Source organism: Blastococcus sp. CT_GayMR19 (assembly GCF_004570385.1).
GTDB lineage: Bacteria > Actinomycetota > Actinomycetes > Mycobacteriales > Geodermatophilaceae > Blastococcus_B.
On record NZ_SPQL01000001.1, the window covers coordinates 213,670 to 236,899 of the forward strand.

Genomic DNA, 23,230 nt, shown 5'->3' on the forward strand with positions numbered 1-23,230 from the left:
ACGCTGGCTGTCGTGAGGAGCCGGGTGAGCAACCGCCCGCCGACGGAGGCGACCCTGCGGCGGCTGGAACGGGCGTCCGGGTCACTGGCCACCCAGGCCGTGGCCCGCATGGACGACGAGCTGTCGTGGTTCCGGGCCATGCCCGCCGACCGGCGCTCCTGGGTCACCCTCGTCGCCCAGGCCGGCATCGCGTCCCTCGTCGAATGGTGCCGCAACCCCGGGCGGCCGCCGCGGCTCACCGGCGACGTCTTCGGCGCCGCTCCGCGGGAGCTCGTACGGGTCGTGGCGCTCAAGCAGACCGTCGACCTCATCAGGGTGACCGTGGACGTCCTGGAGGACCACGTCCGCACCGTCGCCGAACCGGGCGACGAGGACGCGCTGCACCTCGCCGTCCTCCAGTACAGCCGCGAGGTCGCCTTCGCCACGGCGCACATCTACGCCAGCTTCGCGGAGAACCGTGGCGCCTGGGACGCCCGCCTGGAGGCGCTCGTCGTCGACGCGCTGGTCCGCGGCGAGCGGTCGGACGAGCTCTCCGGCCGGGCGGCGGCCCTCGGCTGGGCGAAGGCGACACCGGTCATGGTGCTGGTCGGCGCCACCCCCACGGGCGGCGGCGACCCCAACACGGCGGTGCGGCGGACGGCGCGGGCGCTGCGCTGCGAGGTCCTGGTCGGGGTGCACGCCGACCAGCTGGTCGTCGTCCTCGGCCGGACCGACGAGCTGGAGGCGGCCGCGGACCGGATCAGCGACGAGTTCGGGGAGGGACCGGTCGTGACCGGCCCGGTCGTCGACGGCCTCGGCCGGGCCGGCGAGTCGGCCGCGATCGCCTTGGCGGGGCTGCGCGCCGCCCGCGCGTGGGTCGACGCGCCCCGGCCGGTGGCGGCCGACGCGCTGCTCGCCGAGCGGGCACTGGACGGCGACCCGCTGGCCCGGGCGGCGCTACACGAGCGCGTGACCGGGCCGCTGCAGGCCGCGGGCGGCGAGGTGCTGGAGACGGTCCGGGCCGTGCTGAGCAGCGGCGGCAACCTCGAGGCCAGCGCGCGGGCCATCTTCGTGCACCCCAACACCGTGCGGTACCGGCTCAAGCGGGCCGCCGAGATCACCGGCCTGTCCGCGACCGACCCCCGCGGCGCCTGGACGCTGCAGGTCGCGATGGCCCTCGCGGAGCTCGACCGGGACCGCTCGCTCTGGCACTGAACGGCCGCCCGCCCAGCTGAACCGATCCGTCCGGTCCCTACCACGGGGAGGGTCGTTCCGGCGCTACTGCCGAGTGGGCTTTGGAGGGTCTCCACAAAGATCACCGCTGTGCTTTCGTGCCGCCCACCACCCCGGCCGACGCTGATGACTGGCACGGTGAGGAGGTGCTGGCCGTCCTCGCCCCCGGACAGGGCGCGCAGAAACCCGGAATGCTCACCGACTGGCTGGAACTCCCCGGCGCGGAGCCCTTCTTCCGGGAGGCCGGAACCATCGCGGGAGCCGATCTGCTGACCCTCGGCACCACCGGCGACGCCGAGGCGATCAAGGACACCGCGGTCACCCAGCCCCTCGTCGTCGCGATGAGCCTCTTCGTCGCCCGCGAGCTGCAGGCGTTGCCCGAGCCCGGGGCGCCGGTGGACCGCGGCCTCGTCATCGCCGGCCACAGCGTCGGGGAGCTGACCGCAGCGGCGCTGGCCGGCGTGCTGACCGTCGAGGAGGCCATCACGCTGACCGCCGCGCGCGGCCGGGCGATGGCCGCTGCCTGCGCGCAGACGCCGACCGGGATGTCCGCCGTGCTCGGCGGTGACCCCGACGAGGTGCTGGCCGCGATCGACAAGCACGGTCTCACCCCGGCCAACCTGAACGGCGGGGGGCAGGTCGTCGCCGCGGGGGCCCTCGACGGGCTGGAGGCGCTCAAGGCCGACCCGCCGGCCAAGGCGCGCGTCGTGCCGCTGTCGGTCGCGGGCGCCTTCCACACCGACCACATGGCCTCCGCCCGCCGAGAGCTCGAGGGCCTCGTGGCCGGCCTGCACCCGGCCGACCCGAGCCGGCAGCTGCTCTCCAACGCCGACGGCCAGGCCGTGGGCACCGGTGCCCAGGCGCTGGCCCGGCTGGTCAGCCAGGTCACCAGCCCGGTGCGCTTCGACGCCTGCCTGGCCACGATGCGCGAGCTCGGCGTCACCACTGCCGTCGAGCTGCCCCCGGCGGGCGCGCTCGCCGGGCTCGCCAAGCGCGAGTGGAAGGGTGCCGGCATCGACGTCCTCGCGGTGAACGGCCCGGCCGACCTCGACCGCGTCCGAGAGCTGCTCGGAGGTACCGCGTGACCGACCCCGGCTACGACTGGCGGGTCGTCGTCGCGCCGGCGCGCGGCACCGTCACCCCCGCTGGCGTCGCCGTGGGAACCCGCCTGCCGGCCGGCACCCCGCTCGGCTGCATCCGCAGCCGCCGCGAGGAGGTCGACGTCTCGGCGGCCTACGACGGGGTACTGGCCGAGTGGCTGGTCCAGGACGGCGACCTCGTCGACGCCGGTGACCCGCTCGCCCGTCTGTACCCGGAGGTGTCGGAATGACCACCATCCAGCTCCCGGCCGGCGCGAAGGGCGCCCGCATCCTCGGCTTCGGCGACTACCGCCCGCGGCGCCGCGTGACGAACGACGAGCTCGCCCGGACGATGGACACCAACGACGAGTGGATCCAGGCCCGCGTCGGGATCGCCGAGCGTCGCTGGGCGGAGCCCGACGAGACGCTCGTGGAGATGTCGGTCGCCGCCGGCGGCAAGGCGCTGGCGGCCAGCGGCCTCGCCGCGACCGACATCGACCTCGTGCTGCTGGCCACGACCAGCCCACCCACGGCCATCCCCGGCATCGCCCCCCAGGTGGCCCACCAGCTCGGCATCCCGCGACCGGGCGCCTTCGACCTCAACGCGGGGTGCGCCGGCTGGTGCTACGCGCTCGGCTCCGCGGCCGACTCCATCCGCAGCGGCTCGGCGCGCAACGTCCTGGTGGTCGGTGGCGAGCGGCTGACCGACTACACCAACCTCGACGACCGCGGGACGGCCGTGATCTTCGCCGACGGCGCCGGCGCGGCCGTGCTCGGTCCGTCCGACGTGCCCGCCATCGGCCCGGTCGTCTGGGGCAGCGACGGCGACCTGCACGAGGCGATCGCCGTGCCGCTGGGCGAGAAGGGCATGAGCATGGCGGGCCAGGCGGTGTACCGCTGGGCCACGACGAAGCTCACCGCCACCCTCGAGGAGGCGATGCGCCGGGCCGGGGTGACGCCCGACGACATCGACGTCTTCGCGCCGCACCAGGCGAACCTGCGGATCATCGAGCTGATGGCGAAGCGGCTGAAGCTGCCCGAGCGCACCGTCATCGCCCGCGACATCGTCCGCTCCGGGAACACCTCCGCGGCCTCGGTGCCCCTGGCCCTGTCGGCCCTGCTGGAGAGCGGCGAGGCCAAGTCCGGCGACCTCGCACTGCTGCTCGGCTACGGCGCAGGCCTCACCTTCGCCGGTCAGGTCGTCGTCCTGCCGTGAGCTCGCCTCGCCCCCACGATCCCCGGGACCTACGGTCCCGGACATCGGCGGAACCTCCGTCGTGTCCCATCGCCCCACCCGAGAGAGAGGACCCCGCGTGAGCCGCGAGGACATCCAGACAGGCCTGGCCGAGATCCTGGAAGAGGTCGCCGGCGTCACGCCCGCCGACGCGACCCCCGAGAAGTCGTTCACCGACGACCTCGACGTCGACTCCCTGTCGATGGTGGAGATCGCCACCGCCGTCGAGGACAAGTTCGGGGTCGCCATCCCCGACGACGAGCTCGGCAACATCAAGACGGTCGGCGACGCCATCAGCTTCATCGAGAAGAACCAGGGCTGAGTCACCCACCTCCGGTGCAGGAGCGGAACGGCTGCGCCGTGCTCCTGCACCGGAGAACATCTTCATCCGCCTACGGCGGCCCGTTCAGGAGGAGAACCCATGAGCACGCCCGCCACTGACGTCGTCGTCACCGGCCTCGGTGCCACCACGCCTCTCGGTGGCGACGTCGCCAGCACCTGGGAGGCCCTGCTGGCCGGGCGGTCGGGGGTCAGCCGGATCACCGACGACTGGATCAAGGAGTACCCGGCCCAGCTCGTCGCCCGGCTCAAGGTCGACCCGGCCGACCAGATCGACCGGGTCCGCGCCCGCCGGCTGGACCGCAGCCAGCAGGTCGCGGTCATCGCCGCCGAGGAGGCCTGGAAGGACTCCGGGGTCGGGGACGCCGGGGTCGACCCGCTGCGGATCGCCGTGGTGTTCGGCACCGGTATCGGCGGTGCGCTCACCCTGCTCGGTCAGGACGACATCCTGGAGGAGAAGGGGCCCAAGCGCGTCTCCCCGTTCACCATCCCCATGCTCATGCCCAACGGCCCCGCGGCAGCGGTGGGCCTGGCGGTCGGAGCCAAGGGCGGTGTCCACGCCCCGGTCAGCGCCTGCGCGTCCGGCGCGGAGGCGATCCGCTGGGGCCTGGACCTCATCCGGTTCGACCGTGCCGACGTCGTCCTGGTCGGCGGCACCGAGGCCTGCGTGCACCCGCTGCCGATGGCCGGCTTCGCCGCTATGCGCGCCATGTCCACGCGCAACGACGAGCCCGAACGCGCCTCCCGTCCGTTCGACAAGGCACGCGACGGCTTCGTGCTCGGGGAGGGCGCGGCCGCCCTGGTGCTGGAGCGTGCCGACGCGGCGAAGGCCCGCGGCGCCCGCGTGCACGGCCGCCTGGCCGGCGCCGGCGGCACCGCAGACGGCTACGACCTCGTCGCGCCGCACCCCGAGGGCGAAGGTGCCGCTCGCGCGATCGGCGCCGCCCTGCGGGACGCCGGCCTGACCCCCGCCGACATCGGCCACGTGAACGCCCACGCCACCTCGACCCCGGTCGGGGACACCGCGGAGGCGGCCGCGATCCTCTCCGCGCTGGGCGAGCACGTCCTGGTGAGCGCCACGAAGAGCCAGACCGGCCACCTGCTCGGCGCCGCCGGCGCCCTGGAGGCGGTGTTCACGGTGCTCGCGCTGCGGGAGCAGATCGTGCCCGCCACCGCCAACCTCGACGACCCCGACGACGACGCCGCCGTCCAGGCGCTCGACATCGTGCGGAACGAGCCCCGGCGCACGACGCTGCACGCCGCCGTCAACGACTCCTTCGGCTTCGGCGGCCACAACATGGCACTGGTCTTCACGACGGCGTGACGACGCCGCGCCCGGTCCAGCCCCTGCCTTTCCCCTGGCCCGTGGAGGCCCTGTGACGACCCTGCACGCCAGTCCGACGCTGCCCGCGACCGACCCGCGCGACCCCGAGGACCGCCTGCTGAGGTTCTTCGACGCCGGGTCGATGCGGCAACTGGCCGCCCGCGACACCTCCGGCGTCCTGGCGGCCCGCGGCACGGTGGCGGGCTCCCCGGCGATCGCGTACTGCACCGACCCGACCGTCATGGGCGGCGCGATGGGGATGGACGGCTGCCAGCACATCGTCGACGCGATCGACGCGGCGCTGCGCGAGCGGGTGCCGGTCGTCGGCATCTGGCACTCGGGTGGGGCGCGGCTCGCGGAAGGCGTCACCGCCCTGCACGCCGTGGGCGAGGTCTTCGCGGCGATGGTGCGGTCCTCGGGCCGGATCCCGCAGATCTCGGTCGTCCTCGGGCCGGCCGCCGGCGGGGCCGCGTACGGGCCGGCGCTGACCGATCTGGTGATCATGGGCCCGGCCGGCCGGGTCTTCGTCACGGGGCCGGAGGTCGTCCGCTCGGTCACCGGCGAGAACGTCGACATGGAGAGCCTGGGCGGGCCGGACACGCACGGCCGGCGCAGCGGCGTCGTCCACGTGGTCACCGACTCCGAGCAGGAGGCCCTCGACACCGCCCGCACGGCCGTCGACCTGCTCGCCGCCCAGGGCACCTTCGCTCCGCGCGCGCAGGAGCCGGACGTCGACCTGGGTGCCCTGCTCCCCGAGCAGCGGAACCGGGCCTACGACGTCCATCCGGTGGTGGCCGGCCTGCTCGACGGGCCGGGCTTGGAGCTGCACCCGCGGTTCGCACCCAACATCGTCACGACGCTGGGCCGCCTCGCCGGCCGGACGGTCGGGGTCATCGCCAACAACCCGCTGCGCCTCGGTGGCTGCCTGGACTCGGCCTCGGCGGAGAAGTCGGCGCGGTTCGTCCGGATGTGCGACGCGTTCGGGATCCCGCTGGTCGTGCTGGTCGACGTGCCGGGCTACCTGCCGGGCGTCGGCCAGGAGTGGGACGGCGTGGTGCGGCGCGGAGCGAAGCTGCTGCACGCCTTCGCCGAGGCCGTCGTCCCACGGGTGACCCTGGTGACCCGGAAGTCCTACGGCGGCGCGTACATCGCGATGAACGCGCGGTCGCTCGGCGCGACGGCGGTCTTCGCCTGGCCGGGGGCCGAGGTGGCCGTCATGGGCGCCAAGGCGGCCGTCGGCATCCTGCACCGCAAGAAGCTGGCCGCCGTGCCGCCCGGCGAGCGCGAGGCCCTGCACGCGCAGCTGGCCGAGGAGCACGAGCGGATCGCGGGTGGGGTGAACCGGGCGCTGCAGATCGGCGTCGTCGACGAGGTGGTGGAGCCCCGCCGGACGAGGCGCCGGCTGGTCGCGGCCCTGCAGGACGCGCCGCCCGGCCGAGGCGCGCACGGCAACATCCCGCTCTGACCGACGAGAGCCGCCCCGCTACCGCGGGAGCCGCCGTGCACAGCGGCTCCCGCGGTAGGACGGCGGCTCTCGGGTCACGCGCACGAACAGGTACGTCCGGACGCCGCTTCCCCGACGGCGTCCGGACGACCGGCTTCAGGCTACGACGACTCCGCGGACCGCACGGGAGTGTCGTGCTCGGATCGTGACCTGCACGGACAGCTCTCAGACCACCTGGTGCAGCCAGGTGACCGGGCTGCCGTCGCCGGCGTGGCGGTAGATCTCCAGGTCGGCGTCCCAGGCCGCGCCGAGGAGCTCGTCCATCCCGTGCCGGAAGGACTCGATGGAATTCGCGGTGGCCGCCAGGTGACGCAGCTGCTGCTCCGAGACGACGATGTCGCCGTTGGCGCTGGTGGGGGCGCGGAAGACGCCCTGCCCCGGCACGTAGGACATGCGCTCGCCGTCGTTGCCGTGGCTGGCTTCCTCGGTGACCTCGAAGCGCAGCATGGGCCACGCCTTGAGGGCAGCCACCAGCTTGGCACCGGTACCGGGCGAGCCGGTCCATGCCACTTCGGCACGGTAGGAACCGTGCGCCGCGGGCTGGTCAGCCCACGACAGGGACACCGGCGCGCCGACGACGCGTTCGAGCGCCCATTCGACGTGCTGGCAGAGCGCCTTCGGGCACGCGTGCACGAAGACGACACCCTGGGTAGACCGTCGCTGCACGGGGCACCTCCATCGACTCGATCAGTCTCGTCTTCCCCAACGGACTCATCGATTCGGTGACGCGCTGTATTCGGCAGTGGCGGAGCAGGGCTTGCCGCACCAGTGTGCACGATGACGACCCGATCGCGCCAGCCCGGCTGGGGTGGATGAGTCGAATGTGACAGAAGGTCACTCGTGGTGCGTCTTACCGCTGGTCAACGGCCATACCACGAGCCGAGGCGCGCCGTCCACCGGGTCCGCCCCGTCTCTTGAGGCGGATATTCGGAGGGGTCACGCCTGGTCAGCGGCCCGTTCGGATCGGGTGAGCAGGATTCCCTCAACGATCACGGAGAGTAATGCCACTGGACGCTTGCGCCGACCCAGGCGCGCCGCGACCGGCCCGATCCTCAGCCGCCGAGCGTGGCCTGCAGGTCCTCCCGCGGGGTCACCCGCAGCGCCCGGAACGGTAGACCGCCGTCCCCGGGCTCGGTCCACTCGAACTCGACCACCTGGCCGGCACGCAGCGCGCCGGCACCGACGGTGCTGTGGACCACCACCGAGCGGTCCGCCCAGCAGCCGCCGGGAACCTCCGGGGCCTCGATGACCGCTGCCCCGCGGTCGTCGTCCCACCGCACCACGGTGCCGATCGTCGTGCCGCTCGCCGCCACGTCGGCCAGGCTCCCCGCGGCAACGGTGCGGATCAAGCGGGCCGCGCGTGGCTCAGAAGGCCATCGCGGTGACGCGGTTGCCGCCGGCCGTCTTCGACCGGTACATGGCGGCGTCCGCCCGGTGCAGGAGGTCCTGGACGTCGTCGCCCGGCTGGACCTCGGCCACGCCGACACTGGCGGTCACCCCGGTCGCGCCGCCCACGCAGGCGACCGCCTCCCGGATCCGCTCGGCCAGCATCTCGCCGGAGAAGCTGACGGAGACGTCGGCCAGGACGGCGAACTCGTCGCCGCCGAGGCGCGCTACGGTGTCGGTCTCCCGCACCGCCCGGCCGAGGGCGGCCGCGATCGCCTGGAGGGCGGCGTCACCGGCCGCGTGTCCGCCGGCGTCGTTCACGGCCTTGAAGCCGTCGAGGTCGACGAGGCAGACCACGGTCGGGTGCCCCCAGGCTGCCTCGGTCACGGCCGCGGCGACGCGGTCGAGGAAAGCGCGGCGGTTGGGGATGCCGGTCAGGGAGTCGGTCGCGGCGAGGGACTCCTGCAGGCGGATCAGCGCGACCTGCCGGTCGTAGGCGGCCCACGAGGCCGCCGTCGACATCGCGCAGATCATCGTGAAGGCGAGCATGACCGTCAGGAAGAACATGCCGGACATGGACGGGTCGGGCAGCGCCACGAAGATCAGGTATCCGGCACTCATCATGCCGCCCATGGCCACGACCCCGCACGGGGAGTAGGCGGCCGCCAGATAGCCCAGCGTGAGGAACAGCAGCGCGTCGAGCGGACTGGACGCGCCCCCGTCCAGCCGCGTGGCCACGAGGACGACGGCGGCCGTTGCGATGCTCCAGACGTAGAACATGGTGGGCCCTCGACGATCGCCCATCATCGCCGCAAGGGGCAGCAGGAGCAGCAGCGGGCAGCACAGCATGGTGACCGCGGCCATGGCCAGGAGGACGGGGTGGTGCCGGCCCGGGCTGGTGGTCACCAGGGCGTAGACGATGACCGACAGCGCCGCGACCTCGGTGAGCAACACGCCGTTGCGCACGTGCCGCACCCAGTGGGCCACCCGGTCGTCGTCCCCGGCGAGTGGGCGGTACAGCCCGGCCCGCAGCGCGGACACCAGCCGGCGGGCAGCGCCCGGCCGGTGTGTCTCGCGCAGGGGGGCTGCGCGGCGGTCCTCAGCCGCTCGATCACTCACCTTGTTGCGATCGGCGCCCCGCCGGGGGTGCTTGATGCGCACCTCACCCGGCGGGGTGAGGCCGCTTGCGAGCGGCCGGACGGCGTGCGGGGGAACACACGCCTGCTCTGCCGGAAGCCGGGTAGGGCGCAGGCGTGGGACGACACCAGGGCATGGCGGATGCGGGACGCGACCAGGTCAGCGGGATGGTGCTCGGGGCGTGGGACGCCTTCTTGGACCAGGTGGCCGCGGTGGACCTCGAGCGGTCGTCCCGGCTGCCCGGCTGGCGGGCGCACGAGATCGCCGTGCACCTCGGCTGCTGGGACGACCACACGGCGCTGGCCGATCTGATCGCGTCGGCCCGCTCCGGCGGCGCGGGCCCGCAGCCGGACGTCGACGCCGTCAACGCGCGCGTCACCGCGGCGCACCGGAGCGCGTCCCGGGACGAGGTCCTCGCCGCCCTGCGCCGCAACCGGGACGCGACCGCGCGCTACCTGAAGGAGGAGCCGGTCGAGCTCGACACGACGCCGACGGTCTCGGTGGTGGGCCGGCTCCCCCTGCTCAGCGTCGTCCTGGGTCAGGCCTACGAGCTCGCCGTGCACGGTCTCGACCTCGTCTCGTGCGGCGCCGAGCCTCCACCCCCCGAGGTGCTGCAGTCGGGACTGGCCGCTCTGGTCGACGTGACGGGCGCGCTGGCGGCCTCCTGCGACATCACCGGCGGCGTCACCCTGGCGACGCCGGAGGGCGGCTGGGCCTTCGCAGCGGACGGCGCCGGCTGGACGGTGCGCGGCGTACCCGCGGGATCGTTCTCCGGTCCGGCGGTCGAGGCGTCCGCTCCGTTGCTGCTCGAGGCCGCCTCCGGCCGGATCAACCCGCTGCCCGCCGCCGCCACCCGCCGCCTGCGGGTGCACGACGTCGCGGGCCTGCTCCGGCTCGCGCCGATCGTGCAGAAGGTGCCGGGGATCCCCGGCGGGCCCCTCCTCCAGCTCGCCGCGCGGACCATGGGCGGGGCAGGCGGGGTGCTGGGCCGGCTCTTCGGCCGGGGTTAGCCGCCGGGCGCCGGCACTGCGCGCTGCCGTCGGCGCCACACACCGGCGGCGAGGGCGGCGAGGACGATGGCCGCAGCGAGCAGCGGGACGACGGTCAGCGGGGTGGCCCGGGCGACGACGGCGCCGGCGGAGGCGCCGATGCCGACCTGGACCAGGGTGCTCGGGATCAGGCCGAGAGCGGTGCCGGCGACGTAGGGCGGCCAGCGGATCGCGGTCAGCCCGGCTCCGTAGCTGAGGACGACGAACGGCACGATCGGCAGCAGCCGCCCGGCCAGGACGGCGACGAAGCCCCGGCGGGCCATCAGCTCGTCGACCCGGCCGAGCCGCGGACCGGCCAGACGGGTCGCCGCCGCGCGGCCGAGGGTCCGGCTCAGGCCGAACGCGGCCAGCGCCGCGAGCAGCCCACCGGCGAGCGCGACGGCGAGACCCGGTCCGAAGCCGGCCACCACGCCCACGAGCACCGAGAGGGCCGACCGGGGAACCGGCGCGAGCAACACCACGGCCAGCCCGAGCACCATCGCCGTCCACCCCGCTCCCCCGGCCCCGTCGACCCAGGCGCGGACCTCGTCGACGTCGGGCAGGTCGAGCACCAGCGCGAGGACGCCGCCGAGCGCCAGGAGGACACCGAGCGCCGCGGCCCGCAGCCACGTCCTGTCCCCCGTCGTCCGCACGGCCCCATGGTGCGCGACGGCGTCCGTGATCAGCAGCTGCCGAGCGAGATGCCGCGGGAATCGAGCCAGGGCGTCGGGTTGATCCGGTTGGCGTACAGGCCGCCGGTGTGCACCTCGAAGTGCAGGTGCGGGCCGGTGGACTGGCCGCGGTTGCCGACCTCGGCGATCTGCTGGCCGGCGACGACCACCTGACCCGGGGCCACGAAGAACTGGTTCACGTGGCCGTAGAGGGTGATCGTCCCGTCACGGTGCTGGACGTAGACGGCCAGGCCGAACCCGCTGGCCGGTCCCGCGTCGAGGACGATGCCGTCCTCCGGCGCGAAGACGGGCGTGCCGATGGGGGCGGCGATGTCGACGCCGGCGTGCAGGGTTCCCCAGCGCGAGCCGTAGCAGGAGGTGACCTGGCCCTGCGTGGGGGCGACGGCGCCATTGGCGGCCGAGATCAGGGCCACCGCCTGCTTGGCCTGCTCCCGGTCCGCCCACGTCGCTGCGGGATCGGGCGCGCCCCGGAGCTCGAGCAGCCGGATCTCGGCGTCACGCAGCTGCTGGTCGAGGACGGCCTTCTCAGCGGCCAGGGCGTCGTAGGTGCCCTGCGCGGCCGCCAGCTGCGCGTCCGCGGTGGCCGCGGCCTGGCCGGCGGCTCGGGCGGCTCGGTCCTGTTCGGCGAGGGCGACGCGAGCCGCGAGGTCGACCCGCGCCTCCAGCGCCTCGACGTCCTCCAGCTCCGCGAGCTGCTCGCTGCGCTCCTCCCCCAGGACCTCCAGCGTGGCGGCCTGCTGCAGCACCTCGGTGGGGCTGTCGGCGTCCAGTAGCAGCGAGACGTCGCCGAAGGAGTCGCCGCTGCCCATGTAGGCCTCGCGGCCGAGGTCGGCGATGTTCTCCTGCGTCCGGTGGACCTCGCGGCGGACGGCGGCCAGCTCGGCCGCCGTCGCCTCTGCCTCGGACTCGGCCGTCGCCAGGGCTGCCTGGGCGGCGAGGGCGGCGCCGCTGGCGGCTTCCGCCTCGATGGTCATGCGCTGGAGGGTGGCCTCGGCCTCGGTGACGCGGGCCTGGATGGCGGCGACCTCGGCGACGGCCGCGGCGTGCGCGGACCGCGGATCGTCGCCGGCCGGGGCGGCATGAGCGGCGGAGGCCGCGAGCAGGACGCCGGCGAACAGGCCGGCGGCGAGGACCGTCCGGGTGCGGCTGGTCGTACGGGGCGGATGGGCGGGGTCCAGCAACTGATGGCGCAGGGTCGCCAAGGCGACGCGTCTCCATTCCTTGCGACCGCCTACCGGGTTAGCTGACGGGTTCGGGCCGGAAGGTGCCCTACCTGTCTGCGGCCCCGTGCGCAGACACGATTCACCCCAGGGGATCCATGGGTCCCCGGTCCGCGTGGCCATCCGGCGACGCGGTTCGGCGGGGCCCGGGCGATGCCCTCGGGCTCGAGGGCGGGAACTCGTCCGGACCGCGGACGACGGTACGTGTGGCACAAGTGAATGTCACGACCAGATAACGGCCCGCAGGTCGGCCGGCCGGACGGTCGTCTCGGTCCGCTGTCAGGCCCTCACGCCGGCGCTGTCCGGCAGGCTCGGACGACGGGCCGGCGTCTGGCAGGCTGTCCGCGTCGGGGCGGTAGCTCAGCTGGTCAGAGCATGGGACTCATAATCCCTGGGTCGTGGGTTCGAGCCCCACCCGCCCCACCACCGATCCTGAGCTGTGGTTTCGTCCTCGCAGACGGGACCGCGGTCGCCCACATGGCCCGCAGGTGGGCACGAGGTGGGTACGTCGGCGCCAGTGGGCGCTCGGTGGGCACGCGCACGAGCGCGGCGGCCGGCTCGGCAGCCTCCCGCTCCACGTCTTCGAACACCGACGTGTAGACCTGCTCCGTAATCGCCGTGGACGAGTGGCCGAGCATCTGGCTGGTGAGCTTCAGGTCCTTGGTCGCCCGATAGGTGAGGCTGGCGGCCAGGTGCCGCAGGTCGTGCAGCGGCACCGGCGGCAGTCCGGCGCGGATGACGAGCCGGTCGAACCGCTGGGAGGCGCTGTCGGGGACGAGGACGGACCGGGACTGCTGCAGGGCTGGTTGACACTCCATCTGTAGGACTTCGTCCTGCAGGAAGGATGTCGTTGTGCCCAAGAAGTTCCCGCCCGAGTTCAAGCGTGACGTCGTCCGGGTTGCCCGCCGCGGTGATCTGAGCCAGGCCGAGGTCTCCGACGACGTCGGTGCGCCGCTTGATCTCCTTGTTCAGCCGTTTCAGCGGATTGGTCGACCAGATCTTCTTCCAGTGCGCGACCGGGGAAGGCGGTGACGGCGGCGCCAGCGGTCACCCGAGCGGGCCGGCGGCTATCTGCACGAGGATGCCGGCGGCGACCATGAAGACCAGGTAGGCGAACCAGCGCCGAAGCCGTGCAGTGTCCAGCCGGGAGGCGAGACGGCCGGCGGCCAGCGCGGTGACGACGGCGGCCGCGGTGAACGCAACGGTGACCGGTACGTCCAGGGATAGGTCGCCGGCGTGCGCGGCGAATCCGGCAGCGGAGTTGACCGTGACGATCAGCAGTGAGGTGCCGATCGCGGTCTCCATCGTCAGGCCCAACACGATCACCAAGACCGGGATGATGAGGAAGCCACCGCCGACGCCGAGCAGGCCGGTGAGGAACCCGACGACGAGCCCGCCGGCCAGGGTGCGCGGCAGGCAGCGGCGCCAGTTGACGCGGCCGCCGTCGGTGGCGCACGCGGCGCCGGTGGTGGGCTTGTCCGACAGCATCCGGATTCCGGCGCCGATCATCAGGGCGGCGAACAGGCCGAGGACAACCTCAGGTGGCAGGAGCCGGTTGACCGCGGCACCGGCGAACGCGGTGGCGATGCCGGCTGCGCCGAACATCAGCGCGATCCGCCAGGCGATCTGGCCCTTGCGCAGCCGCGGTAGCAGCGCCACGAAGGCGGTGATCCCGACGACGAGCAGCGACGTCGCGACCGCCTGCGGCAGGTCCTGCCCGGCGGCGTAGACCAGCGCCGGGACGGCAAGGATTGACCCGCCGCCGCCGAGCAGGCCAACCAGCGCGCCGATGACCAAGCCGAGAACGATCGCGACGGTCACGCTGCGGCGCTGCCGGTCGCCTGAGGGGTCCGCAGGGCCTGCACCGCGTCGGGCAAGGTTACCGAGCGACCACCGCGGTTGTAGGGCAGCCGGGACAGCGCGGCGCCCATCGCGCAGGTGTCGGTGACCGCGGCCGTGGCAAGGCCGGCGCCGATACCGCCGGCGAGGAAGCGTGCCTTGGGGAAGCGGAGGCTGGCCAGGATGCTGGTCGCGACCACGCCGCCGGCGACCAGGCGGACCTGGCGCTCCAACGCCCACCTGGCCCGGCCGCGGCGGACGTCGGCGCCGGTGGCGGTGTGCGCGGTGACTCCCCCGTCGAGCACCGAGATCTGCTCGGCGCCGGCCAGGGCCAGCGCGGTGTAGGCGGTCCGTGCACGGGTGCCGGCCTGGCAGACCAGCACGACCGGGCCGTCGAACTCGGCGGCCAGGTCGGTGGCGTGCTGCTGGACCAGCGGGAGCGGGATGTTGATCGAGCCGGGGATGTGTGCGGCCTCGTACTCGGCCGGGGTGCGCACATCGACCACGGTCGGCGTGATGTCGCCGGCGAGCCGGTCGGTCAGATCGGCCGGGGTGATCAGGTCGGTGGTGCGGGGGTTCACGGGGAGGTCGTCCTCTGCGTCGGTTGCTGGGAGTGCCGCGGGCAGGCGGGAGCCGGCGGCCACCGGGGCGGGGGCACCCGGTGGCCGCCGGGGTCTGGGAAGGGTCAGACGGTGGCGGGCTGAGCGTGCAGGCCGACGGCGGCCGCGCCGGTGTCGGGGTCGCCGTAGCCGCCGTTGACCAGCACCGGGCTGAGGCCGGCGCGGGCGAGCATCGAGGCGGCGATGGAGGCGCGGTAGCCGGAACCGCAGTACACCCACACCTCGCCGGCCGGCACCTCGTCGAGGCGATCGGTCAGCTCGTGGATCGGGATGTGCAGCGAGCCGGGCACCCCACCCCCGGCGCGCTCGTCGTCGCGGCGGGCGTCGAGCACCACCAGGTCGGGGTCGGCGGCCATCGCCGCGGCCAGGCCGGCGAAGTCGCTGACCGGGTAGGAGGTCAGCCCGCGGCCGGCGGCCAGGGCCTCGGGGCTGCCGATCGCGGCGCCGGCGAGCCGGTCGATGCCGATGCGGACCAGTTCGCGGCGTGCGTCGGCGACCTGCTGCTCGGCCTCCCCGATCAGGGTGATGGGCGCGCCCCACGGGATGAGCCAGCCGACGTAGGTGACGAAGTTGGCGATCGCCAGCTCGAAGTTCAGCGCGCCGGGCAGGTGCCCGGCGGCGAACGCGGTGCGGCTGCGCAGGTCGATCACCCACTCGCCGGCGACCAGGCGACCGGCCAGCTCGGTGGGGTCCATGTCCCGCGGTGGGGACAGGTCGACGTGCGTTGGGCCTGCGGCGTTGGCCGGGCCCATGTGGGCGTACCAGGCCGGGATCGCGGTGAGGCCGGCGATCAGCTGGTCGACGAAGGCCTGCTCGTCCTGGGTCAGCGCCGGGTTCACCCGCGCCTGCTCGCCGACGGTGGAGGAGTCTCCGCTGGTCGGGGTGGCCGAGCAGAAGCTGCCGAACCCGTGGGTGGGGAACACCGGGGTTCCGGCCGGCAGCTCGTCGGCGAGCCGCCGCACCGAGTGGTACTGGGCGTGGGCGAGCTCGTCGGTGTGCTCCGGTCCCACCAGGTCGGTGCGGCCGGTCGCCCCGTAGAGCATCGAGCCGCCGGTGAACACCGCCTGCACCTCGCTGTCCGCGTCGGTGAGCGCGTAGCTGACGTGGTGGTGGGTGTGCCCCGGGGTGTGCAACACACGGAACCGCATCGGACCGGCCGCGAGCACGTCGCCGTCCGCGGCCGGCACACGCTTGTAGGCGACCGTGTCCCCGGCCGGCACGGCGTAGTCGGCGCCGGCCCAGTGAGCCAGCTCCGGCCCGCCGGTGACGTAGTCGTTGTGGAGGTGGGTCTCCAGGACCAGCTGGACCTTCACGCCGCGTTCGGTGGCGAGGTCCACCACCCGGTCGATGTCGCGCTGCGGGTCGACGACGACGCCGACGCCGTCGGCGCTGACAAGGTAGCTGCGGTCGCCGAGGCCGGTTGTCTCGATGATGTCGATCTGCATGAAGAACTCCTCCGTACGGTACGGGGCAGGGGTATTTTCAACTGAAATGAGAGCCGGGGTCAGCGCCTCGCGACAGGCCGGCCGTCGGCGATCCACTGCGTCATGCCGCCGTCGAGGTTGGCGACGTCGTAGCCCTCGCCTGCCAGGAACTGCGCGGCCTGGGAACTCCGCCCACCACTGCGGCAGACGGTGATGACCGGCCGGTTGCGGTCGAGCTCGAAGACGCGCGCGGCCAGCTGCCCCAGCGGGATGTGGGTGCTGCCGGCGATCCGGCCTTCGGCGAGCTCGGCGGCCTCGCGGACGTCGAGGACGACGGCCTCGGTGCGGTCGGCGGCCTGGGCGGCGGTGAGCTGGGGGATCTGCGGGTTCACGGTGTGCTCCAAGCGTCGGTGGGGGGTTATGCCAAGGAGAGGAAGAGGCGCTCGAGCTCACGCAGGTCGACCTCTCGGGTCTCGCCGTCCTCGTTGATCGAGCAGTAGCGCATCCCGGTGGAGACGACGGCGAACCCGGCCTTGCTCAGCGCCTTCGAGGCTGCGGCCAGCTGCGTGACCACGGCCGAGCAGTCCCGGCCCTCCTCGATCATGCGGACGATGCCGCCGATCTGGCCCTCGATGCGCTTGAGGCGCTTGACGACGTCTGCGAGCTCGCCATGGGGGATGTCCACACGTCGAGTATGCATACCCCCGGGGGTATGCGCAACCGGATGGACGGTGACCGCTCCCACAGCCTTCAGGCCCACGGCTCGGCCAGCCAGTCTGCGGACGGTCGCCCGCCGAGTTCGGCGCCCGGGACCGCAACGCCGCCTCTTCCTCCGCCACCCGACGACAGACGCCATCAAGGTCGGCATCGCAAGTCCTGACCCTGAAGCGTCAGGGGTGATGCCTCGACCTTCGAGAGGCGCTCGGACGTCCGGGCGCGCACCGGACGGCGGAACGCGCAACGGCTTCCGGGTTCAGCGGCATCCGGTGGTCACAAGGTGGGCACAAACGAGCTAGTGCCGCGGAAGCAGCAACGAACAGGTCCGGACTGCGGCAAGCGTCGGACGTGCAGGAAGGGATCTGGCCGGTCATGGCAGATCCTCGCCGACACGGGCGCCGCCTGACTCATGATCCCTGGGTCGCGGGTTCGAGCCCCACCCGCCCCACCGGTCCTCTGTGTTGTTCCGCCTGATGCTTGACGAAGCAGCGTCGGGTGATGGGCGACAGTGCTTCGGTTGATGGTTGACAGCTACTTCGGCTGATCCTTGACGCTCCCTCGATGAGGGAGTTGAGCGTGGCCGAGCAGCGGTATCTGGCGGTGTTGGCGGTGATCGCCGACGGGCATCCGGTGTCGTCGGTGGCCCAGCAGTGGGGCGTGTCCCGGCAGACGCTGCATGCCTGGCTGGGCCGGTACGAGGACGCCGGGCTGGAGGGCTTGACCGATCGGTCGCACCGGCCGGTGTCGTGTCCGCATCGGATGCCGGCGGTGGTGGAGGCGGCCGCGCTGGAGTTGCGGCGGGTACATCGGGCGTGGGGGCCGCGGATCGTGGTGGAGCTGGCTCGCCGGAGTGTGGCGCCGCTGCCGAGTGAGTCCGGTGTCTATCGGGCGCTGACCAGGGCGGGGCTGATCGAGCCCGGTGCCCGCCGGCGCCGGCGGGAGTTCTGGAAGCGGTGGGAGCGCGGCACCAGTGCGGCGGCCGACTCCACGGCCTCCCTCTGCACGTCCTCGAAGACGCTCGCATAGACCCTGCCCGGTAATCGCCGTGGACAAGTGGCCGCGCACCTGACTAGTGAGCTTCAGGTCCTTGGTCGCCCGGTAGGTGAGGATCGCGGCCAGTGGCCGCAGGTCATGCAGCCGCAGCCTGGCGCCGCCGGTGCGCCCGCAGCCGCACCGCCTCCTCATGTCCGTCGGAGCGCCTCGACGTGCTCGGGCGTCAGCGACCGCGTCCGCTGCCCATGCAGCAGCAGGTGGATGCGGGCGGTCTCCTCGAGTTCCTCGACGGCGTCGGCGGCCGACGGGAGGTCGGCGGCCGAGACGACCGGCCCGTGGTTGGCCAGCAGCATGGCGTGCGACGCGCGGGCCGTCCGTTCCGCCAGCTCCTCGAGCGAGCGGTCGCCCGGAGCGTGGTACGGCAACAGCGGCAGCCGCCCCACCCGCATGACGTAGTAGGCCGTCAGCGGCGGCAGCACGTCGTGCGGGTCCACGTCGGCCAGACAGGACACGGCGGCCGCGTGGGTGCTGTGCGTGTGCACCACCGCGGAGTCCTGCGGCCGAGCCCGGTAGATGGCTGCGTGGAGAAACGCCTCCTTGGAGGGCCGTGGCCCGTCGAGGTGGCACCCCTGCAGGTCGACGAGGCTGAGCTGGTCGGTCGACAGCTGCCCGAGGCTCGACCCGGTCGGAGTCACCAGGAAGCCGCCGGGCACGCGGACGCTCAGGTTGCCCGTGCGCCCGGCCGTGAGTCCGCGGGCGAACAGCGACGCGCCCAGCGCGACCACCTGCCCGCGCAGCTCCGGATGGTCCGTCACGTTCCCCCCGCCGTCCGCTCAGGCCCGCGGGGACTGCGTACCGAGCAGCAGGGCCAACTCCTGCACCAGTTCGCGTACCCGTCCGAGATCGTCGTCCCCACCCGCCCCGAGCGAACGGGGCCCGACGTGCGCGTCCACGTCGAACACGGTGTCCGGCCGGTGCCAAGCGGTGAACCACTCGAGCCCGCGCCCGTACTGGTCCCGGGTCACCCCCTGCAGCAGCAGGACCGGCACTCCGACGCGGACATCCAGGTGGGCGGCCACGGCCTCGTCCGAGGGCACCGCCTGCAGCTGCCGCGGGCCGCCCTGCGGCTGGACACCCCGCGCCCGCATCCAGTCGTGCAGGGAGCCGCCGTCGAGGTCCTCGGCCGACAGGTACGGGAAGAGTTCCCTCGGCAACCACGTGCGCATGAACACCAGCGGCCCTTCCTCCACCCGCCGGATCCGCTCGAGGCGCCACGTGTCAGTCACCCCGAGCGCGGCGGCGGCAGCGGACGGCGCCTGGTCGACCGCCAGCCCGACGATCTCGGTGCGGAGGTGGTGGCCACTGGCCTCGACCTGCTGGCGGAGGCCACCGGCCTGGTCCGCGCGCCGCCGGTGCTCGGGGCGTGGTGCCACGACGCTGCCGCGGCCGCGTTGACGGACGACCAGTCCGAGGTCGGCCAGGTCGCCCAGCGCCTGACGGACCACGCTCCGCGAGACGCCGAAGCGCGCCTGCAGCGCCTCCTCGGTCGGCAGCGGTGCTCCGGGCGGCAGGGAGTGGCTGTCGATCTGCTGCCGGAGCGCATCTCGGATCTGCGCGTACAGGGGCACCCCGGCGGCGCGGCCGAGTTCCACCGGCGGCGTGACGTCGTCCCTGGCCTTGGACGCCATGAACCCCTCGACGGACATTCCGCACTCCTCTCCCGTTGAGCGCCGCGGCGACGAACCGGCCGCGGCCCATCCCAGCATCGTGCCCGTCCGACACGGAGTCTTGACGACGTGGCGCACATCACCCTACCTTGGTACGGACAAATTGTACGGACACATTGTCCGGTCCCCAAGGAGGTCCCCCTTGAGCGAGATCCTGCGGACGAGCCCGTCCAGGTTCCCTATGTTCGGCACGATGCGTCGGATCCCCGGCGGCCTCATGCTCATCCCGCTGGCACTCGGCGTCCTGGTGAACACCTTCACGCCGGACGCACTCGGGATCGGCGGCTTCACCACCGCGCTCTTCAAGGAGGGCGCCCTCACGCTGATCGCGCTGCTGATCCTGGCGACCGGAGCGTCGATCACCGGCACGCACAACGGCAAGGGCGCTGCGGGCACGACGCTGGTCGTCCTCCTCGCCAAGACGCTCATCCCCATCACGCTGTGCGTGGTCCTCGGCCTCACGGTCGGTATCGACGGGGTCGCCGGCATCTCGATCCTCGGGTTGATCGCCATCTTCGGGAACAGCAACGGCGCCATGTGGCTCGCCTTCGCCGGCGAGTACGGGGACGAGCGGGACCGCGGCGCCTACGTCGCCAGCGCCTTCGACGACGGGCCCTTCCTCGCGCTGGTGTTCCTGGGCGCCTCCGGGCTGGCCGACATCCCCCTCCTGGCGCTGGTCGCCGCCCTGGTGCCCTTCTTCATCGGCCTGGTCATCGGTGCGGTCGACCGCGAGTGGACCAAGGCCCTGGATGCCGTGCCGAATATCGTCATCCCGTTCATGTCCTTCGCGGTGGGCACCGGCATCGACCTGCGGACCGTCCTCACCGGGGGTGCCGCCGGCGCCGTCCTGGGTGTCGGCGTCGTCGTCCTGACCGGCGGGCTGACCTACCTCGGCTACCGGTTCCTGCTCCGCCGCGGCCGCGAGAGCGGCATCGGCTTCGCAGCGGGCACCACGGCCGGAAACGCGGTGGCCGTTCCTGCCGCCGTCGCCGCAGCGGACCCCAACTTCGCGCCCTTCGTCGGCTCCGCGTCCGCCCAGGCCGCCACGGCCGTCCTCGTCACAGCCCTGCTGGCCCCCGCAGTTGCGGCCTGGGTGATGAAGCGGGCGGGCGCGCTCGAGCCCGTACCCCTGCCCGTGGTCCCGCCGAAACCCCACCACGCGTGACCGCGCCCTGCCGCCCGCACCGACCGGAGGACCCCGACATGCGTGACCCCCGCCGTATCCGCTGCACCTACTACATCGAGGCCGTCGACGTCGCACGGGCCGCGGCCGCTCTCGCCGGCGAGCAGTCGAGCGGGACCTTCATCGCCGTCCCCGGAGAATCCGACCGGATCCGCGAGCGCCACGCGGCTGAGGTCGTGGAGATCCGCGAGCTCGGCGAGTGCGCGCCCTCCCTGCCGTCGAGGCGCCGGCCGGAGCGGGTGACCTCGGCCGAGGTCGTCGTCGAGTTCCCGATGGTGAACATCGGTACCGACATCGCGACCCTGCTCACCGCGGTGGCCGGCAACCTCTTCGAGCTCGTCGAGCTGTACGCCTGCCGGCTGCAGTCGATCGAGCTGCCCGACGAGTTCGTCGCGGCCCACCCCGGCCCCGCCTTCGGCGTGGCGGGCACCCGCAAGCTCATGGGCGTGTCGGACGGCGTGCTGATCGGCACGATCGTCAAGCCGAACGTGGGCCTGGTGGAGGACGAGTTCCGCGGCGTGGTGCGTGAGCTGGCCCGCGCCTCGATCGACCTCATCAAGGACGACGAGCTGATGACCGATCCGGCGTACCTCCCCCTGGAGACCCGCGTCCGTGTCGCGGTGGAGGAGATCGGGGACGCCGAGCAGGTCACCGGGCACCGGACGATGTACGCCTTCAACATCACCGGGGACCTCGCCGGACTCCAGCGCCGTCACGACCTGGTGGTCGAGGCGGGCGGGACCTGCGTGATGCTGAACGTGCCGGTCATGGGCCTGCCGGCGCTCGCGTGGCTGCGCGGATTCGCCCAGGTGCCCATCCACGGCCACCGGGCCGGACTGGCCGCCTCGATGCGCTCCCCGGCCCTGGGGGTGGACTTCACGGTCTGGCAGCAGCTGGCCCGCCTGGCCGGCGCCGACCACGTCCACGCCAGCGGGCTCGGCAGCAAGTTCTACGAGCGGGACGAGCAGGTCACGGCCAACATCCGCAGCCTGCAGGCGCCGCTGGGGGCCACGATCGACCCGCTCCCGACGCTGTCGTCCGGGCAGAACGTGCACACGCCGGGTCCGACGTTCGCGGCGGTGGGGTCGACCGACCTGCTCATGCTGGCCGGCGGTGGGATCGCCGCCCATCCCGACGGGCCGGCCGCCGGTGTCCGCAGCCTGCGCCAGGCGTGGGCCGCGGCGGTGAGTGGGAACCCGTTGGCGGACGCGGCCGCGGCGCGCGCGGCTCGTGGCGACTCCGCTCTCGCGCACGCGCTGCAGACGTTCCTGGCAGGTGCCTGATGGCCGACATCGGGTTCCTCGCCGACGACCTGACGGGTGCCAGCGACGTCCTCGCGCAGGCACACGCCCAGGGGCTGGACGCCATGCTGGTCCTCGACCCCGGACGGTCGATGCCGGAGGACGCCGACGTCGTGGGCATCGCCGGACCGGCCCGCTCGCTGGCGGGCGAGGCACTCGACGAGGCGGTGCGGTCCGGCCTCGCGGCGCTGGCGTCGCTGGACCTGTCCGTGCTGCTCTACAAGGTCTGCTCCACGTTCGACTCCTCGCCCACTGTCGGCAGCATCGGGCGGGGGATCGAGCTCCTGCACGAGCGGTTCCCCGGACACGGACCGGTGCCCGTCGTGCCCGCGCAGCCCGGCTTCGGCCGCTACACCGCCTTCAGCCAGCACTTCGGCGCCTACGCAGGCGAGGTGTACCGGCTGGACCGGCACCCCGTGATGTCCCGGCACCCCTCGACGCCGATGCACGAGGCCGACCTGCGGTTGGTCCTGGCCGAACAGCTCGCCGGCCGGAGCCCCGTCCCGGGCCTGCAGCTGCCGGCCCACGCCGACGGCACCTTCGGTGACCGGTGGGCGCAACTGCGCGAGACGGCCGACGCCGAGGCCTTCGTCGTGGACGCGGTCGACGAGGCGCACATGGACACCGCGGCGAAGGCCCTGGTCCGCGGACGCCCCGCGGACGGACCGGCGCTCGTCGTCGGTTCCGGGGGCATCATGGCCGCGCTGGCCCGCCTCCGTGGCGGCGCATCCCGGAAGCCTCCGGCCCGCACCACGTCCCGTGGCCCGACGCTCGTCGTGTCGGCGTCCGCGTCCACCACGACCGCCGGCCAGATCGCCGACGCCGTCCGGCACGGCTGGGCCGACGTCGCGATCCCGGCCGGGGTCTACGCCGACGACGTCACCGGGAGGCCGTGGTCGGCCGCCGTCGAGGCGGCACTCCGGGCCGGCCGGAACGTCGTCGCCCACACCACGCAAGGGCCCGACGACTCCCGGCTGAGCGCCGGCTCCGTCACCGCCGCCGAGGTGGGCGGGACCATCGGCCGACTCGCCGGCGACCTGGCCCGACGGGGACTGACCCGGGATGTCGTCGTCTGCGGCGGCGACACCTCCAGCCACGCCTTGCTGGCCATGGGGGTCGGCGAGCTCCGGGTCAGCGAGCAGTTCGTCACCGCCGGACCCATCTGCACCACCGATGACGCGGCGGCCGTCGCCGGCTGCCGCGTGCTGCTCAAGGGCGGCCAGGTCGGCCCCCCCGACCTGTTCCGCCGCTTCGCCGGCCTCATCTGAGCC

General features: G+C 73.5%; 24 protein-coding genes, 1 tRNA gene, 1 pseudogene and 1 riboswitch. Of the genes and pseudogenes, 14 read left to right on the forward strand and 12 right to left on the reverse strand.

Annotated elements, in window-relative coordinates; all coding sequences use genetic code 11:
- Nucleotides 1–24: 24 nt before the first annotated feature.
- The 7 genes from E4P39_RS01025 to E4P39_RS01055 all read left to right on the forward strand — a co-directional run bounded on the left by E4P39_RS01025 (nucleotide 25) and on the right by E4P39_RS01055 (nucleotide 6,653).
- Nucleotides 25–1,194 carry a helix-turn-helix domain-containing protein gene (locus E4P39_RS01025; protein ID WP_245159538.1) on the forward strand — a complete coding sequence of 390 codons (1,170 nt, stop codon included), beginning with the start codon at nucleotides 25–27 and terminating at the stop codon, nucleotides 1,192–1,194.
- A 116-nt stretch (nucleotides 1,195–1,310) separates the two neighbouring features.
- Nucleotides 1,311–2,297 (forward strand): ACP S-malonyltransferase, encoded by a 987-nt coding sequence (locus E4P39_RS01030; RefSeq protein WP_245159539.1) that lies wholly within the window; start codon nucleotides 1,311–1,313, stop codon nucleotides 2,295–2,297.
- Entirely contained in the window at nucleotides 2,294–2,542 is a 249-nt protein-coding gene (locus E4P39_RS01035; protein WP_167761505.1) for a biotin/lipoyl-containing protein, read from the forward strand. Before E4P39_RS01030 ends, E4P39_RS01035 begins: the two co-directional genes overlap by 4 nt.
- The gene (locus E4P39_RS01040; protein ID WP_135134474.1) at nucleotides 2,539–3,507 is read left to right on the forward strand and encodes a beta-ketoacyl-ACP synthase III; all 969 of its coding nucleotides are present in this window, start codon (nucleotides 2,539–2,541) and stop codon (nucleotides 3,505–3,507) included. The genes E4P39_RS01035 and E4P39_RS01040 overlap by 4 nt, the downstream gene beginning before the upstream one ends.
- A gap of 97 nt (nucleotides 3,508–3,604) precedes the next feature.
- Nucleotides 3,605–3,847: an acyl carrier protein gene (locus E4P39_RS01045; RefSeq protein WP_135134475.1), complete on the forward strand. Its 243-nt coding sequence runs from the start codon at nucleotides 3,605–3,607 to the stop codon at nucleotides 3,845–3,847.
- Nucleotides 3,848–3,946: 99 nt separating this feature from the next.
- A complete protein-coding gene (fabF, locus tag E4P39_RS01050; RefSeq protein WP_135134476.1) occupies nucleotides 3,947–5,188 on the forward strand; it encodes a beta-ketoacyl-ACP synthase II in 1,242 nt (413 codons plus the stop codon).
- Between the two features lie 52 nt (nucleotides 5,189–5,240).
- The gene (locus E4P39_RS01055; RefSeq protein ID WP_245159540.1) at nucleotides 5,241–6,653 is read left to right on the forward strand and encodes a carboxyl transferase domain-containing protein; all 1,413 of its coding nucleotides are present in this window, start codon (nucleotides 5,241–5,243) and stop codon (nucleotides 6,651–6,653) included.
- Nucleotides 6,654–6,857: 204 nt separating this feature from the next.
- On the opposite strand, the gene E4P39_RS01060 is transcribed toward E4P39_RS01055, so the two are convergent.
- From E4P39_RS01060 to E4P39_RS01070, 3 genes are all read right to left on the reverse strand, one after another.
- Nucleotides 6,858–7,358: a DUF3145 domain-containing protein gene (locus tag E4P39_RS01060; RefSeq protein ID WP_135134477.1), complete on the reverse strand. Its 501-nt coding sequence runs from the start codon at nucleotides 7,356–7,358 to the stop codon at nucleotides 6,858–6,860.
- Nucleotides 7,359–7,744: 386 nt separating this feature from the next.
- A complete protein-coding gene (locus tag E4P39_RS01065) occupies nucleotides 7,745–8,041 on the reverse strand; it encodes a hypothetical protein (protein ID WP_245159541.1) in 297 nt (98 codons plus the stop codon).
- A gap of 16 nt (nucleotides 8,042–8,057) precedes the next feature.
- A complete protein-coding gene (locus E4P39_RS01070; protein WP_135134478.1) occupies nucleotides 8,058–9,197 on the reverse strand; it encodes a GGDEF domain-containing protein in 1,140 nt (379 codons plus the stop codon).
- A gap of 134 nt (nucleotides 9,198–9,331) precedes the next feature.
- On the opposite strand from E4P39_RS01070, the gene E4P39_RS01075 reads away from it, so the two are divergent.
- The gene (locus E4P39_RS01075; RefSeq protein ID WP_245159542.1) at nucleotides 9,332–10,225 is read left to right on the forward strand and encodes a maleylpyruvate isomerase N-terminal domain-containing protein; all 894 of its coding nucleotides are present in this window, start codon (nucleotides 9,332–9,334) and stop codon (nucleotides 10,223–10,225) included.
- Here E4P39_RS01075 and E4P39_RS01080 read toward each other — a convergent pair.
- Nucleotides 10,222–10,896 carry a VTT domain-containing protein gene (locus E4P39_RS01080; RefSeq protein WP_135134479.1) on the reverse strand — a complete coding sequence of 225 codons (675 nt, stop codon included), beginning with the start codon at nucleotides 10,894–10,896 and terminating at the stop codon, nucleotides 10,222–10,224. The two genes, E4P39_RS01075 and E4P39_RS01080, sit on opposite strands and share 4 nt — an antisense overlap.
- Before the next feature lie 29 nt (nucleotides 10,897–10,925).
- Nucleotides 10,926–12,137: a M23 family metallopeptidase gene (locus E4P39_RS01085; protein ID WP_245159543.1), complete on the reverse strand. Its 1,212-nt coding sequence runs from the start codon at nucleotides 12,135–12,137 to the stop codon at nucleotides 10,926–10,928.
- An 11-nt stretch (nucleotides 12,138–12,148) separates the two neighbouring features.
- Nucleotides 12,149–12,307, reverse strand: a riboswitch (cyclic di-AMP (ydaO/yuaA leader).
- Nucleotides 12,308–12,504: 197 nt separating this feature from the next.
- Here E4P39_RS01085 and E4P39_RS01090 point away from each other — a divergent pair.
- Nucleotides 12,505–12,581 (forward strand) — tRNA-Ile (locus E4P39_RS01090).
- Between the two features lie 426 nt (nucleotides 12,582–13,007).
- The gene (locus E4P39_RS22755) at nucleotides 13,008–13,187 is read left to right on the forward strand and encodes a hypothetical protein (protein WP_245159544.1); all 180 of its coding nucleotides are present in this window, start codon (nucleotides 13,008–13,010) and stop codon (nucleotides 13,185–13,187) included.
- Between the two features lie 15 nt (nucleotides 13,188–13,202).
- Here the strand turns inward: E4P39_RS22755 and E4P39_RS01105 are convergent, their stop codons facing one another.
- From E4P39_RS01105 to E4P39_RS01125, 5 genes are all read right to left on the reverse strand, one after another.
- Complete coding sequence (locus tag E4P39_RS01105; RefSeq protein WP_135134481.1) at nucleotides 13,203–13,976, reverse strand: sulfite exporter TauE/SafE family protein; 774 nt, start codon at nucleotides 13,974–13,976, stop codon at nucleotides 13,203–13,205.
- Nucleotides 13,973–14,575, reverse strand: a complete 603-nt coding sequence (locus E4P39_RS01110) for a rhodanese-like domain-containing protein (protein WP_135134482.1) — start codon at nucleotides 14,573–14,575, stop codon at nucleotides 13,973–13,975. The genes E4P39_RS01105 and E4P39_RS01110 overlap by 4 nt, the downstream gene beginning before the upstream one ends.
- A 104-nt stretch (nucleotides 14,576–14,679) precedes the next feature.
- Nucleotides 14,680–16,059, reverse strand: a complete 1,380-nt coding sequence (locus E4P39_RS01115) for an MBL fold metallo-hydrolase (protein WP_135134483.1) — start codon at nucleotides 16,057–16,059, stop codon at nucleotides 14,680–14,682.
- A 59-nt stretch (nucleotides 16,060–16,118) separates the two neighbouring features.
- Nucleotides 16,119–16,430 carry a rhodanese-like domain-containing protein gene (locus E4P39_RS01120; RefSeq protein ID WP_245159545.1) on the reverse strand — a complete coding sequence of 104 codons (312 nt, stop codon included), beginning with the start codon at nucleotides 16,428–16,430 and terminating at the stop codon, nucleotides 16,119–16,121.
- A gap of 26 nt (nucleotides 16,431–16,456) precedes the next feature.
- Entirely contained in the window at nucleotides 16,457–16,723 is a 267-nt protein-coding gene (locus E4P39_RS01125; RefSeq protein WP_245159546.1) for a metal-sensitive transcriptional regulator, read from the reverse strand.
- Nucleotides 16,724–17,316: 593 nt separating this feature from the next.
- Here E4P39_RS01125 and E4P39_RS01130 point away from each other — a divergent pair.
- A pseudogene (locus tag E4P39_RS01130) lies at nucleotides 17,317–17,721 on the forward strand (leucine zipper domain-containing protein); the annotation flags it as partial.
- A gap of 215 nt (nucleotides 17,722–17,936) precedes the next feature.
- On the opposite strand, the gene otnC reads toward E4P39_RS01130, so the two are convergent.
- Together otnC and E4P39_RS01140 are read right to left on the reverse strand one after the other, a co-directional pair.
- Nucleotides 17,937–18,563 carry a 3-oxo-tetronate 4-phosphate decarboxylase gene (gene otnC, locus E4P39_RS01135; protein ID WP_135134485.1) on the reverse strand — a complete coding sequence of 209 codons (627 nt, stop codon included), beginning with the start codon at nucleotides 18,561–18,563 and terminating at the stop codon, nucleotides 17,937–17,939.
- 18 nt (nucleotides 18,564–18,581) lie between these two features.
- Nucleotides 18,582–19,454, reverse strand: a complete 873-nt coding sequence (locus tag E4P39_RS01140; protein ID WP_135134486.1) for a GntR family transcriptional regulator — start codon at nucleotides 19,452–19,454, stop codon at nucleotides 18,582–18,584.
- A 214-nt stretch (nucleotides 19,455–19,668) separates the two neighbouring features.
- Between E4P39_RS01140 and E4P39_RS01145 the strand changes: the two genes are divergently transcribed.
- From E4P39_RS01145 to E4P39_RS01155, 3 genes are read left to right on the forward strand one after another with little or no spacing between them, the layout of a single operon-like run.
- A complete protein-coding gene (locus tag E4P39_RS01145) occupies nucleotides 19,669–20,640 on the forward strand; it encodes a 2-keto-3-deoxygluconate permease (protein ID WP_245159547.1) in 972 nt (323 codons plus the stop codon).
- Nucleotides 20,641–20,678: 38 nt separating this feature from the next.
- A complete protein-coding gene (locus E4P39_RS01150) occupies nucleotides 20,679–21,941 on the forward strand; it encodes a RuBisCO large subunit C-terminal-like domain-containing protein (RefSeq protein WP_135134488.1) in 1,263 nt (420 codons plus the stop codon).
- Entirely contained in the window at nucleotides 21,941–23,227 is a 1,287-nt protein-coding gene (locus tag E4P39_RS01155; RefSeq protein ID WP_135134489.1) for a four-carbon acid sugar kinase family protein, read from the forward strand. The genes E4P39_RS01150 and E4P39_RS01155 overlap by 1 nt, the downstream gene beginning before the upstream one ends.
- Nucleotides 23,228–23,230: the final 3 nt, after the last annotated feature.